Raw genomic sequence first — 12817 nt, forward strand, 5'->3', positions numbered from 1 at the left:
GGGTTCCCCGACGGTCAAGAGTTGGTATGCCGGGTCAAGAGTTCCTCGACGGCTCACGCCACGCTGTGCTCCCGCGGTCGGGTCAGCGGGCGAGGGCGAGGACGAAGACCCGGATGCGGCGACTGTCGCCGATCCGCTCGCGGTAGTGCGCATAGCCGACGTAGGACCGGCTCGCGAGGTCGAACACCACGTCGGCCTCCTCCGGCGTCGCGTGTCGCGCCAGCGCGGGCACCTCGAGGCCGCGGTAGCCCACGACGCACTCCGGGTTGGCTTCGAGGTTGAGCGCCCACGCCGGGGTCGACGACTGCCCGAAGTTCGTGCCGAGGAGGGCGAGGTCGTCGCCGAGTGGCGTCGCGATGAGCGGGCTCGTGCGCGCCACCCCCGAGCGCCGACCGGTCGTCGTCAGGGTGAGCACCGACAGTCCGGTGGCGAGGCTCGCGGCGCTGTGCCGCCCCTGGGTCCTCCGGCCGACGATGCCGTCGGCGTGACGCAGCGTGCGCGAGAGGGCAGCGGCGCCGAACCGCGTCCCGGCGACGCGCCGCAGGCCGCGCTGGACGGCGTTGCCGGGGGAGTGGGCGTAGCCCAGCGCGCGGACCAGGGAGTCGTCGCTCATGGGCACACCCTCCCGCATGGGTCAGGTCGTCGCCTGCCGGGGGAGCCGGACGCGCACGACCGTCTCGCCGGGGCGGGACTCGAAGGAGATGTCCCCGCCGTGGTTGTCGACGACGATCCGCCGCGAGATGTCGAGGCCGAGCCCCGTGCCCTTGCCGACGTCCTTGGTCGTGAAGAACGGGTCGAACGCGTGGGCGGCCACCTCGTCGGTGAGCCCGGAGCCGGTGTCGACGATCTCCACGACGACAGAGTGCTGGTCGGCGGACGTGCGCACCCACAGGGTTCCCGACCCGTCCATCGCGTCGACCGCGTTGTCGATGAGGTTGGTCCACACCTGGTTGAGCTCGCCGGGTGCGGCCATGACGGGCGGCACGTCGCGACCGTAGTCCCGGTGCACCACCACGCCGTCCCGCAGCTTGTGGCCGAGGATCATGAGGGTGCTCTCGAGCCCGTCGGTCACCTGCACCTCCTGCACGGTGGCCCGGTCGAGCTGGGAGTAGGACTTCACCGCGGAGACGAGGTCGGAGACCCGCCGGGTGGCGTCCTGCGCCTCGGCGATGAGGGAGGTCGTCGTCACCGCGCTCACCACCCAGTCGAGCCCGTCCTGGAGCACACCGTCGTCCTGGAGGGCGGTTTCGGCCCGCTCGCACCAGCCGAGGTCGGCTCCGGCGCCGGCGAGGACGGGGGCGAGGACCCAGTCGCGGTCGACGCCGCGCTCGGAGAGCCAGTCGGCGATCTCGTCCTCGCGGTCGCCGAGCGCCACCCCGGTCGGCACCTCGGCATCGTCGAGGGCGCGTCGCAGGCCGTCGAGCGCGACGAAGTCGGCAGCGGTGATGGGCCTCAGCGCGAGCCGGTGCAGCGAGTCGAGCAGGTCGTCGCAGCTCGACTGGAGCGCGCCCACCGACCGCACCGCCGCCGAGGCCGGGTTGTTGATCTCGTGGGCGAGCCCGGCGGCGAGAGTTCCGAGAGAGACGAGCGCCTCACGCTGGCGCGCGTTGTGCTCGATCCGGCGCGCGGTGCCGATGAGCCCGCGCAGGAGGTGGACGGCGAAGGGGAACCACACCTCGCCGTGCTCGCCGAGGCTCGTCGACGACAGGCGGAAGAGCCGGGTGGGCTCGATGACGCGGCCGCTGCCCATGTAGACGCCGTGCTCGTCCCAGGCCCGGAAACCTCCGGCCCACTGGCCACGCTGCGACATCGTCGCCATGACCGTCTCCTCGTGCCCGATGCGGCGGACGAGGTCGACCTTGCCGTCGAGGAGCAGCCACCAGTCGTCGGCCGGGCGGCCCTCGTCGAAGAGCGTGGTGCCCGGGTCGAAGTGGACCTCCTCACCGGCGCGCGCGAGCTCGCGGATCTGCTCGTCGGTGAAGCCATCGAAGAGCGGGACGGCTCGGAGCTCCTCGGCGAGCATCAGACGGTGTCCAGGTAGCGGTGGACGAGATGGACGGCCATGGCTCCCTCACCGACGGCCGAGGCCACCCGCTTCATGCTGTCGAGGCGCACGTCACCGGCGGCGAAGACGCCCGGGACGCTCGTCTCGAGGGCGAGCGGGCTGCGTTCGAGCGGCCAGCCGACCTCGGCGGGCACGGGCAGCTCCGGGCCGGTGAGGACGAACCCGCGTGCGTCCCGGGCGATCGCCTCGCCGAGCCAGTCGGTGCGTGGGGCCGCACCGATGAAGACGAAGACCCAGCTCGTCTCGACCTCCTGCTCGTCCCCGGTCGCCCGGTCGGCCAGGGTGATGGACCGCAGGTGGTCGTCACCGCTCGCCCCCACGATCTCGGTGCGGAGGCGGACCTCGATGTTGGGCGCCTCGTTGAGGCGGGTCACGAGGTACTGCGACATCGATGCCTCGAGGGTGCTCCCTCGCACGAGGAGGACGACCCGACGGGCGTGCAGGGCGAAGTTGAGCGCCGCCTGTCCGGCCGAGTTCGCGGCCCCGACGAGGTAGACGTCCTCGCCCGCGGTCTGGCTCGCCTCACCCGCGGTGGCGCCGTAGTAGAGCCCGCGGCCGACGTGGTCGTCGAGCCCGGGAGCGTCGATCCGGCGGTAGGAGACCCCGCTCGCGACGAGGACCGCCCGCGCCTCGATGTCGCTCGACCCGTCGAGCAGCACGGCGTGGACGGGCCCCCTCGTCTCGAACCCGACGACGTCGCGGGCGAGCACCATCTCGGCCCCGAACCGAGCCGCCTGCGCGACTGCCCGGTGGGCGAGGTCGGCACCGGAAAGCCCTTTGGGGAAGCCGAGGTAGTTCTCGATCGACGCACTGAGACCCGCCTGCCCGCCGGGCGCATCGCGCTCGACGACGACCGTCTCTAGGCCTTCCGAGGCGGCGTAGACGGCCGCGGCGAGACCGGCCGGCCCGGCCCCGACGATGCAGAGGTCGTAGAGCGGCTGGCGGGCACGCGTCCGCAGCCCGAGCGCGTCCGCGAGCTCGACCGTGCGGGGCGACCACAGCGAGGCGCCGTCGGGCAGGGTGACGAGCGGCAGCTGGCCCTCACCCGGGCCGGCCACATCGACGAGCCGCTCGGCCTCGTCGCTCTGGCCGACCTCGAGCCAGCGGTAGGGCACGTGGTTGTGCGCGAGGAAGGACTTCACCGCCTGCGTCGACTCCGACCACCGGTGTCCGACGACGCGGACCTCGGAGTCCCGGTCCGGATGGCCGCGCCGCCAGTCGCCGAGCAGCCCGTCGAGGACGGGATAGAGCCGCTCGTCCGGCGGGTCCCACGGCTTCATGAGGTAGTAGTCGAGGTCGATGTCGTTGATCGCCGCGATCGCGACGTCGGTGTCCGCGTATGCCGTGAGAAGCACGAGCTTGCAGTCCGGGAACGTCTCGCGCACCTTGCTGAGGACCTCGATGCCCGTCATGCCGGGCATCCGCTGGTCCGAGACGACGGCGGCGACCGGCCGGTCCTTGAGGAGGAGGTCGGCGAGGATCTCGAGGGCCTCGGCGCCATGGGTCGCCCGCAGGATGCGGTAGTCCTGCCCGTAGCGGGCGCGCAGGTCGCGCACGACGGCGCCGACGACCGCCACGTCGTCGTCGACGGCGAGGATCGAGGGCTTCGCCATGGGTCCTCCTGGCCGGGGGCAGGCGCAGACGCAGCCAGTATTCACGCAGCGACGGACCGGCGTCCGGTCATTGGCGAGAAGAGCCGGCGACCGTGCGCGAGACCACCCATGCGTGCTTGCCGACCTGCCGGACCGGGGTGAACCCCAAGCTCTCGAAGAGCTCGAGGGTGGCGCTGAAGAGGAATCGGCCCGGGGCGTCGCGACCCTCGGTCCGCTCCGGGATCGCCTCGACGAGACCGCCACCGGCCTACGCGATGAGGTCGACCGCGCCCTCGACCGCCAGCCGGGCCACACCCCGGCCACGGTGTCGCTTGTCGACGAAGACGCAGGTGATCCGCCAGTCGGGGACGGACGGAGGCTCCTGCTCGTAGGCCCGGCGGTGCTTGATGCCCGGCAGCTCCGCTACGTCGCCGAACTGGGCCCACCCCTGCACGGCCCCGTCGTCGTCGACGACGAGGGCGGCGTGGGCCCGGTCGGAGTGCACGCGTTCCCTCTTGGCCTCGCGGTAGCTCGGGACATCGTCAGCGCGGTCGAGGTGGAAGCCGATGCACCAGCAGCCGCCGAAGATGCCGTTGTTGCGGTCGACGAGGTCGGCGAAGCCGTCCCACGTGTCGGGTCCGAGGGGCACCACCGTCCAGCCCATAGGCTTGACGATATGGCCGACCACACCGAACCGTGTCCCAACTGCGGACATCTCCTGCGTTGGGAGACCTCGCACGAGCGCTGCGACGGGTGCGGCTGGATCCGCCCCTGCTGCGAGGGCGCGCCCTGCCCCATCCCGTGACGCCGACGTCCATGACCGGCCTCACGAGGGACCAGCGCGCGGTCCTCGAACAGGCGTTCGTCCCCGGCTACGGCGTGACGCGCGCGAGCCGGCAGCGCGGGAGCAGGTGACGTGATGGGGACGCAGGGGAGTGGGGACGACGTGGAGCCGGCAGGGAACGAGGCAGCCGTCGAGGTGAGCGCCCTCGCCATCAACGTCACCGTGCCGGAGGACCTGAGGTGGCGGGACTCGAGGCGCGGAGAGGAGTTCGAGCTCACGTCGCTCAACATCCGGTTGCTCCCGGACGGTCACGTCGCTGCGAAGGCCTACGGACGGCCAGTCGCCGGTGGCCGGGGCGGCTACACGTCGTTCAGGATCCCGGACCGGCCCGAGCTCGCCGCCCTCGTCGACGCCGCGGCCACCCGTGCCGCCGTGATGTGGGCGGCGCACCGGGGCCTGGGCTGAGTGGCTCGCCGGCTCAGGTCCGCGCCGCGTCGACCCGGTCGAGGAGGCGCACGGCGTCCCACGGCGCCCGGCCGTCGATGTCGTTGTCGAAGTAGACGTAGGAGTCCGCGCCCGACGACTCCCAACCCGTGAGCCGCTCCGCCCACGTGTCGAGGGTCGCGTCGCTGTAGCCGCCGGCATACAGGCGTTCCTCGCCATGGAGGCGGACGTAGTGGAAGTCGGCCGTGCCGTCGCCCATCTCGGGGAACCGGCCCGCGGTGTCGGCGTGGACGAGGGCGACACCGTGCTCCGACAGCAGCGACCGCGTCGCGGACGTGTCCCACGACGGATGGCGAGGCTCGACGGCATACCGGAGCGGCCTGTCCACGTCGGTCGTCGTCCAGGCGCGGTCGGCGGGCACCCGGTCGTCGTGTCTCCTCGCGAGGTCGGCCGCGGCGGACGTCGTGCGGGGGAGTAGTGCGAGGAAGTCGGCGACGGTGTCGCGGTCGAAGACGAGCCGTTCCGGCAGCTGCCAGAGCAGCGGTCCGAGCCCTGGCCCGAGGGCGAGTGGACCCGACGCGAAGAAGTTCGCCAAGGGCGTCCCGACGTCACGCAGCCGCTTCATGTGCGTGACGTAGCGGCTGCCCTTGACGGCGAAGACGAAGTCGTCCGGCACGGAGGCACGCCAGCGCTGATAGGACGTCGGTCGCTGCAACGAGTAGAACGAGCCGTTGATCTCGACGCTCGACATCCGCGAACCGACGTGCGCCAGCTCGTCCTTCTGGCGCAGCCCCTGGGGGTAGAAGTCGCCGCGCCACCCGGCATACCGCCAGCCGGACACTCCGATGCGAATCACCTGTCGAACGTAGCGCGGGGGAGGTCGGCACGGACGCCCGCGCTCCCGTTGGTTGACATAATGTCGATTATCGGCGTTCTACGAAGGGGTCAGGAGGGGTGCCGTTGCCGCGTGCGGGCACGTCCCTTGATCGCCTCGATGACGTCGGTCTTCGCGTCGGCGTAGGCGTTCATGTCGGACCAGTCGCGTGAGACGAGGTCGCGCTTCGTGTCCTCGTAGAGCCGGCGGTCGGCCGCGTCGACACGCAGGTGGTCGCGCAGCAACAGGTAGTCGTCGGCCACCGGGTCTCCATCCTCGAGGATGTGCACGTGGACGTCGCGCTCCGGGGTTCGCACGAGACGGTGGCCGGGCTCACGCACCCGCAGCACGTAGCCGACGGCGACGAGCGCGTCGACGTAGTCCTCGTCGGCGGTGATGTCGGGCACCGTCACGAGGACGTCGAGGATCGGCTTGGCCGCGAGACCGGGCACCGACGTCGAGCCGATGTGCTCGACGCTGACGGCGGTCGCGCCCAGTGCGCCACGCAGTCGAGTCTCGTGCTCGGCGAACCAGGCCGCCCAGGACGGGTCCGGCTCGACGAGGTGCAGCTCGCGCCTCTCGACGCCAGCGACGAGCTCGAGGTCGGTGACGTCGGCACGACGACGCGTGCCCGGCCGCTGCGTCTCGTCCACGTGCGTCACCCTAGTGGTCGCATGGAGCCGCGCTCAGGCGCTGAAGACCGACCAGCAGATGTCGTCGCGCCGGACCATGTCCTGAAGGACGAGGTCGCGCACCTGCGCCGGCAGCCGGTCGCGCTGCCACGTGAGCTCCTGGCGACCGAGGACGATCCCCTCGTCGCCCGACGCCGTCGCCCGCACCGCCCTGATCGCGTAGGCAGCCGCGCCCAGGTCGTGCTCGGCGACATGCGGGACGCAGGCCGCCTGACCTGCCGCGTATGCCGCGTGGCGGGCCGCCCCGACGAGGTCCCGTGCCGCTCCCATGGCGTGTCCCCCAGCAGCACGTGAGGCCATCATGCCCAGCCCGCCCCGGGTCCAGGCGCGCACCGACTCGACCGCCGTGCGCGGCCTGGGGTCGTCGGGTCGCTCCGCCTCGACGAGGTGCAGGACGTGCTCGGCGCAGTCCGCCGCCCACAGCGCGAGCAGGCGGTGGTCGTCGTCGGTGAGCGTCCCACCGCGACGGATCGTCACGAGCCGCGGGTCCCGCACCTTCGGCAGGATCACGATCGCCTCACGTCGTCACGCACGGGTCGCACCCTATGCGCCCGATGGTCAGCTGTCCGGCCGTCGGCTGGCGGGGACGCCGGAGAACCGGTGAGCCGCAGGAAATCCCGTTGCCGCCGTGGTGTCGGCTGCCTACGGTGACCGGATGGCGACGTCACGGTTCCGCGGCATCAGCATCGAGTGCTCCGAGCCCGTCCTCGTCGGCCGGTTCTGGGCCGGGGTGCTCGGCTGGGAGCTCGACGAACAGGCGTCCGACGAGGTGGTCGCACTCCCCCACGACGGCACCGACTACCGGCTCACGCTCCGACGGGCCGACACCCCGAAGCGCGACCCGAACAGGATCCACTTCGACCTCACGAGCCGGTCCGAGGCCGACATGACCGCGACGGTCGACCGGGCGCTGGCCCTCGGCGGCCGCCACATCGACATCGGTCAGACGGCGGACGACGGGCACGTGGTCCTCGCGGACCCCGAGGGCAACGAGCTGTGCGTCATCGAGCCGGGGAACTCCTTCCTCGCCGACACCGGCGTCATCGGCGGCATCAACTGCGACGGGTCGCACGCGCTGGGGGTCTTCTGGAGCGAGGTCCTCGGCTGGCCTCTCGTGTGGGACCAGGACGAGGAGACCGCCATCCAGTCCCCGACGGGAGGCTCGAAGATCACGTGGAGCGGGCCGCCCCTCATGCCTCGCCTCAGCCGCGACCGCCTCCACCTCGAGCTCTCGGTGCCATCGTCCGGTGACCTCGGACCGGAGGTGCGAAGGCTCGTCGCGCTCGGCGCCATCGAGCAGACGGAGGCGAACCGCACCGACGGCGCGTCGGTCCTCGTCGACCCCGACGGCAACGAGTTCCGGGTCCTCGTGGGCTGAGCCTCGCTCCCCCGGTCGGCGGTCGTCGGCGCTTCGGGAACCCCTCGTGATGGGGCCGGTGACACCGGGATCTGCTGTGCCACAACGCAGGAGAGGGACGCCGCAGCGTCCCTCCATGTCCAAGGTATAGCGCACAGGGGGCCTTGTGGCAAGCGGCTGGTCGTGTCCAGAATCGATGGTCGTGGCCGGACGTGCCGGCCGATCGGAGCGCTGTGTGAAGACCACGACAACCACCTGGTTCGACCTGCCGGACCGGCTCTCGGCGAAGGCCGAGCCGAGCCGAATCGCCAATGACGACAGGCACTTTCGCGAGGTGGCGAGAAGCCTCGACCTCACGCGCACGGACCTCGCTGCCCGACTCGACGCCTCCCGACGGCGACCCGGTGGGGCAGGGCGGGCAGCACTCGACCGCGACCTCGAGACCCACCGACTGTCCGCCCGGCTCCGCTCGTTCGGCCGTCACGGCGTCGACCTCTGCCTCGGGAGAATCGTGCGTGAGGACGACCCGGAGCCGATCTGGGTCGGGCGACTCGGTCTCACCGACGAGGAGGGCAACAGGGTGCTCGTCGACTGGCGCTCTCCCGTCGCGGAGGCGTTCTTCGGTGCCACCCACGCCAACCCCATGGGTCTCGTGAGCCGCAGGCGCTACCGATGGACCGGCGGCCGGGTCACCGACTACTGGGACGAGGTCTTCACCGAGGAGGGCATGCGGGACAACGCATCCCTCGACGACCAGTCGGCCTTCCTCGCCAGCCTCGGGTCGAGCAGGTCGAGCCGGATGCGCGACGTGCTCGGCACGATCCAGTCCGACCAGGACGCGATCATCCGCGCCGGCTCACGGGGCGCCCTCGTCGTGGACGGGGGTCCCGGCACCGGGAAGACGGTCGTGGCCCTGCACCGGACGGCATACCTCCTCTACTCCGACCCGCGGCTTGGGCACAGCCGCGGTGGCGTCCTCTTCGTGGGACCCCACGTGCCCTACCTCAGCTACGTCTCGGACGTCCTCCCGAGCCTCGGTGAGGAAGGCGTGCTCACGTGCACCGTGCGCGACCTCGTGCCGGAGGGCGAGGACGCGCCGGCCGAGGCCGACCCCCGGGTCGCCCTGCTCAAGTCGAGGGCGGCGATGGTCGCGGCGATCGAGCCGGCCGTCGGGCTCTACGAGGAGCCGCCCCGTGAGGGACTCACGGTGGAGACGCCGTGGGCGGAGGTCCGGCTCGGACCCGAGGACTGGGAGGTCGCCTTCGACGCGCCGTCGCCGGGTACGCCGCACAACGAGGCTCGTGAGGAGGTCTGGGAGGCGCTCGTCGAGATCCTCGTCGAGAAGCATGACGACGAGGAGGTCGATGCTCCCCACGACCTGCTGCGCCGAGTGCTGCGTCAGGACACCGACCTCGTCGACGCCGTCCATCGGGCGTGGCCGCTGCTCGACGCCGACGATCTCGTCGGTGACCTGTGGACCGTCCCGGCCTACCTGCGGCGCTGCGCCCCGTGGCTGACACCGGAGGAGGTGGGGTTGCTCCAGCGCACCGAGCCGAAGGCATGGACGGTGTCGGACCTGCCGCTGCTCGACGCCGCCAGGCTCCGGCTGGGTGACGCCGGTGCCGAGCGCCGACGCCGTCGCCGCGAGGCGGCCGCTGAGGCCGAGCGCCGGCAGGTGGAGACCGTCATCGACGACCTCATCGCCGCCGACGACGACGGCGAGGGTCTCGTGACGATGCTGCGTCATCCTGACCTGCGGCGGAACCTCGTCGACGACGACCCCGTGGGACGCAGCCGGCCGGAGCAGCTCGCCGGGCCGTTCGCCCACGTCGTCGTCGACGAGGCCCAGGAGCTCACCGACGCCGAGTGGCAGATGCTGCTGGCGCGTTGCCCGTCGCGGAGCCTGACGATCGTCGGCGACCGGGCCCAGGCAAGGCACGGGTTCACCGAGTCGTGGCAGGAGCGGCTCGCACGCGTAGGGCTGACGCAGGTCAGCCTCGCCTCGCTCACGGTCAACTACCGGACGCCCGAGGAGGTCATGGCCGAGGCCGCCCCCGTCATCCGTGCGGCAGTGCCGGACGCGAACGTGCCGACGTCCGTGCGCAGCAGCGGCGTGCCGGTGCGCCATGCGGACGTGGCACACCGTGACGCCGTCGTCGCGGACTGGCTGGCTCGCCACGACGACGGCGTCGCGTGCGTCATCGGGGACCCCGGGTTCGAGGGGTCGTCCCGAGTGCGGTCCCTCTCCCCCGAGCTCGCCAAGGGGCTCGAGTTCGACCTCGTCGTCCTCGTCGACCCGGACCGGTGGGGCGACGGCGTCGAGGGAGCGGTCGACCGCTACGTCGCCATGACTCGGTCGACGCGCGAGCTCGTCGTCCTCACGACGCCTGGTTGATCCTCACATGGTTGCCGGCGGGGTCGCGGAAGGCGCAGTCGCGCACGCCCCAGGGCTGGTCGGTCGGCTCCTGGGTGACCTCGGCCCCGCTGGCCTGGACGGCGTCGAACGTGCCCTCGAGGTCGGGCGTCGACAGCACGATCGTGGCGTAGGTGCCCTTGGCCATCATCTCGGCGATGGTGGTGCGCTCGTCGTCGGTGATGCCGGGGTCCGCGGCGGGCGGGGTGAGCACGATCGACGGTGTCGGGTTGCCGGCGGGCGCGATGGTGATCCAGCGCATGGCGCCCTGACCGACGTCGGCGAGCACCTCGAAGCCCAGGGTGTCGCGGTAGAAGGCCAGCGAGGCCTCGGGGTCGGTGTGCGGGAGGAACGTGTGGTGGATGGTGATGTCCATGGCGCCGACGCTAGTTCGGTGGCAGGGGCGGCGCTTCTCGATTCCTGACCGGTCTCGTCACGGCCTTGGTGACGCACGAGGGCAGCTCGGCGTTGTGCTCCTCGGCCAGCCGGCGGTAGGCGCTCGGGGACATGCCGACGAGCTCGGAGAAGCGCGTGCTGAAGGTTCCCAGCGACGAGAACCCGACGGTGAAGCAGACCTCGGTGACGTTGAGGTCGCCGCGGCGGAAGAGCGCCATCGCGCGCTCGATCCGACGGGTCATGAGGTAGCTGTAGGGCGACTCGCCGTAGGCCGCCCGGAACGACCGGCTCAGGTGGCCGGACGACATGTGGACGTCACGCGCAAGCGCCTCGACGTCGAGCGGCCGGTCGAACTCGCGGTCCATCCGGTCACGCACCCGGCGCAGCAGCGCGAGGTCGCGCAACCGGTCCTCCCGCTGGCGCTCCTCCCGGTGGCGACCCTCCTGCTCCCGCTCATCGCGCCGGCGGTCCTCACGCCCGCGGCCCCCGGTCCCTGCATCGCTCACGGCACGATCTTGCACCGTCTCCCCTCCCCCGCGTCGGAGGCGGCGATAGCCTCGGTGGGTGGACACCGCTCGGCTGGCGACCAGGGACGACGAGTTCCGTTCTGCCGCAGGGCTGTTCGCCGACTTCCAGCGTGAGTACGACGAACCCGTCCCCGACGTCGACGTCATGGCCACTCACCTCTCGCGGCTCGTCGCCGGCGGCGACACGAGCGTGCTGCTCGCCGGCGAGCCGGTGGTGGGCCTCGCCATCGTCCGGTTCCGGACCGCGACGTGGGCGGACACCACCGAGGCCTACCTCGCCGAGCTCTACGTCGCACCCGCGTCGCGCGGCCGCGGGCTCGGCCGGCGGTTCCTCACGGACGTCCTCGACCACTGCCGGGCCCGGGGTGCGACCTACGCCGACCTCAACACCTCCGAGGACGACGAGGCGGCCCGCCACCTCTACGAGTCCCTCGGCTTCGACTGCCACGAGGGGCGAGGCTCCGGCCCGCTCGCCGTCTATTACGAGAAGGATCTCTGAACTGGACTGTCGCACAGCCGGTTTGCCGCCCACTCCCCCGTGTGAGACTCTCGGATGAGAGCCTCGACTTCAAGGCTCCCGGACGATGGGCGCCGTACCCGGCACGCGACAAGACGGCCCGCAGGAGCGCTCGTCATGTCATGGATCGTCCTCGTCCTGTCCGGGATCCTCGAGGCCGTGTGGGCCACCGCACTCGGCCGCTCGGAGGGCTTCACCCGCCTCGGACCGACAGTCGTCTTCGGAGGGGCGCTCGTTCTCAGCATGGGCGGGCTGGCCTGGGCGATGCGCGACCTGCCCGTCGGGACGGCGTATGCCGTGTGGGTCGGCATCGGTGCGGTCGGCACCGTCGGTTGGGCCATGGCCACCGGCGCCGAGCCTGCCTCGCTCGTCCGGATCCTGCTCGTCGGGATGATCGTCGCCGGGGTCGTCGGGCTCAAGCTCACCCACTGACGCCGGGTCCGAAGGATCGCGCCGGCGCGCCGCGGCGGTCAGCCGGAGCCCCGGCGTCGCGTCAGCTTCGTCACCTCCACCTCGTAGCGGCTCGCCGCGCCCCCGGGCGTCCGGAAGAACCTGCGCCGCAACGCGCCGACGACGTGGACCCGGTCCCCGTCCGACATCCGCTGCGCCGACCTCCGCGCGGACCGCGACCAGCACGCCAGGTCGATCGTGTCGACGGGACCACCGGCCGGTCGCGGCACGACGACGCGCAGGGTCACGAGGTCATCGCCGCTCGGCAGGACCCGTGCGTCCGGCTCCCCGCTCACCCGCCCGACGAGCTCGACGCTGTTGAGGGCCTCCTCCGACCCTGTCTCCACCTGTGCCGCCATGCCCACTCCCCGTCCGGTCGTCCCCGCTGTCGAGCACCCAGCGTGGGGCAGCGACCGCGCGGAGCGCAGCCCCCGAGCCGGCACCTGTGGACGACGAGGACACCGGGGGCGCCCTGTGGACAGCGAACGGCCCCGGGACCACGAGGGTCCCGGGGCCGTGGGGTCTCAGCGGGAGGGGCTGCAGAAGGACTTGCCGGCGCACATCGCGACCGGCTCCCCTGCGCGCCCTGGGCGCCCATGATGCCGACGGCGGCCATGACGGCGAGGCCAACGAGGTAACGACGGGTGGTGCGCATGGTGTCTCCTTTGACAGTGGTCGGCCCGGTCTGGTGGGTCCGGTCCGGCGA

Annotated in this window: 15 protein-coding genes and 1 riboswitch; of the genes, 5 read left to right on the plus strand and 10 right to left on the minus strand. The window is 72.0% G+C overall.

Features of this window, described 5'->3' with window-relative positions:
* Positions 1-82: 82 nt before the first annotated feature.
* The 4 genes from ACOJV7_RS12315 to ACOJV7_RS12330 form a co-directional block, all read right to left on the minus strand.
* Positions 83-613, minus strand: coding sequence for a nitroreductase family deazaflavin-dependent oxidoreductase (locus tag ACOJV7_RS12315; RefSeq protein WP_420190500.1), 531 nt, complete (start codon positions 611-613; stop codon positions 83-85).
* A 21-nt stretch (positions 614-634) separates the two neighbouring features.
* Entirely contained in the window at positions 635-2023 is a 1389-nt protein-coding gene (locus tag ACOJV7_RS12320) for an ATP-binding protein (protein ID WP_420190501.1), read from the minus strand.
* A complete protein-coding gene (locus tag ACOJV7_RS12325; RefSeq protein WP_420190502.1) occupies positions 2023-3678 on the minus strand; it encodes an NAD(P)/FAD-dependent oxidoreductase in 1656 nt (551 codons plus the stop codon). The genes ACOJV7_RS12320 and ACOJV7_RS12325 overlap by 1 nt, the downstream gene beginning before the upstream one ends.
* A 247-nt stretch (positions 3679-3925) precedes the next feature.
* Entirely contained in the window at positions 3926-4321 is a 396-nt protein-coding gene (locus tag ACOJV7_RS12330; protein WP_420190503.1) for a GNAT family N-acetyltransferase, read from the minus strand.
* Positions 4322-4603: 282 nt separating this feature from the next.
* On the opposite strand from ACOJV7_RS12330, the gene ACOJV7_RS12335 reads away from it, so the two are divergent.
* Positions 4604-4906: a hypothetical protein gene (locus ACOJV7_RS12335; protein ID WP_420190504.1), complete on the plus strand. Its 303-nt coding sequence runs from the start codon at positions 4604-4606 to the stop codon at positions 4904-4906.
* Between the two features lie 13 nt (positions 4907-4919).
* On the opposite strand, the gene ACOJV7_RS12340 is transcribed toward ACOJV7_RS12335, so the two are convergent.
* The 3 genes from ACOJV7_RS12340 to ACOJV7_RS12350 all read right to left on the minus strand — a co-directional run bounded on the left by ACOJV7_RS12340 (position 4920) and on the right by ACOJV7_RS12350 (position 6961).
* Positions 4920-5741, minus strand: a complete 822-nt coding sequence (locus tag ACOJV7_RS12340; protein ID WP_420190505.1) for a DUF72 domain-containing protein — start codon at positions 5739-5741, stop codon at positions 4920-4922.
* Positions 5742-5830: 89 nt separating this feature from the next.
* Positions 5831-6412, minus strand: coding sequence for a GrpB family protein (locus tag ACOJV7_RS12345; RefSeq protein ID WP_420190506.1), 582 nt, complete (start codon positions 6410-6412; stop codon positions 5831-5833).
* 33 nt (positions 6413-6445) lie between these two features.
* The gene (locus ACOJV7_RS12350) at positions 6446-6961 is read right to left on the minus strand and encodes a putative immunity protein (RefSeq protein WP_420190507.1); all 516 of its coding nucleotides are present in this window, start codon (positions 6959-6961) and stop codon (positions 6446-6448) included.
* Between the two features lie 145 nt (positions 6962-7106).
* On the opposite strand from ACOJV7_RS12350, the gene ACOJV7_RS12355 reads away from it, so the two are divergent.
* Together ACOJV7_RS12355 and helR are read left to right on the plus strand one after the other, a co-directional pair.
* Positions 7107-7829 (plus strand): VOC family protein, encoded by a 723-nt coding sequence (locus tag ACOJV7_RS12355; RefSeq protein ID WP_420190508.1) that lies wholly within the window; start codon positions 7107-7109, stop codon positions 7827-7829.
* 214 nt (positions 7830-8043) lie between these two features.
* Positions 8044-10203: an RNA polymerase recycling motor ATPase HelR gene (gene helR, locus ACOJV7_RS12360; RefSeq protein ID WP_420190509.1), complete on the plus strand. Its 2160-nt coding sequence runs from the start codon at positions 8044-8046 to the stop codon at positions 10201-10203.
* Here the strand turns inward: helR and ACOJV7_RS12365 are convergent.
* Both ACOJV7_RS12365 and ACOJV7_RS12370 read right to left on the minus strand, forming a co-directional pair.
* On the minus strand, positions 10187-10597 hold the full coding sequence (locus tag ACOJV7_RS12365) for a VOC family protein (RefSeq protein WP_420190510.1): 411 nt from the start codon (positions 10595-10597) through the stop codon (positions 10187-10189). The genes helR and ACOJV7_RS12365 overlap by 17 nt on opposite strands.
* A 10-nt stretch (positions 10598-10607) precedes the next feature.
* Positions 10608-11021, minus strand: a complete 414-nt coding sequence (locus tag ACOJV7_RS12370; protein ID WP_420190779.1) for a helix-turn-helix transcriptional regulator — start codon at positions 11019-11021, stop codon at positions 10608-10610.
* 160 nt (positions 11022-11181) lie between these two features.
* Between ACOJV7_RS12370 and ACOJV7_RS12375 the strand changes: the two genes are divergently transcribed.
* Both ACOJV7_RS12375 and ACOJV7_RS12380 read left to right on the plus strand, forming a co-directional pair.
* Positions 11182-11643: a GNAT family N-acetyltransferase gene (locus tag ACOJV7_RS12375; protein ID WP_420190511.1), complete on the plus strand. Its 462-nt coding sequence runs from the start codon at positions 11182-11184 to the stop codon at positions 11641-11643.
* 55 nt (positions 11644-11698) lie between these two features.
* Positions 11699-11766, plus strand: a riboswitch (guanidine-III (ykkC-III) riboswitch).
* A gap of 12 nt (positions 11767-11778) precedes the next feature.
* Complete coding sequence (locus ACOJV7_RS12380; protein WP_420190512.1) at positions 11779-12093, plus strand: DMT family transporter; 315 nt, start codon at positions 11779-11781, stop codon at positions 12091-12093.
* 38 nt (positions 12094-12131) lie between these two features.
* On the opposite strand, the gene ACOJV7_RS12385 is transcribed toward ACOJV7_RS12380, so the two are convergent.
* Positions 12132-12470: a single-stranded DNA-binding protein gene (locus ACOJV7_RS12385; protein WP_420190513.1), complete on the minus strand. Its 339-nt coding sequence runs from the start codon at positions 12468-12470 to the stop codon at positions 12132-12134.
* Between the last annotated feature and the right edge of the window lie 347 nt (positions 12471-12817).

Source organism: Knoellia tibetensis (genome assembly GCF_048606415.1).
GTDB lineage: Bacteria > Actinomycetota > Actinomycetes > Actinomycetales > Dermatophilaceae > Knoellia > Knoellia tibetensis.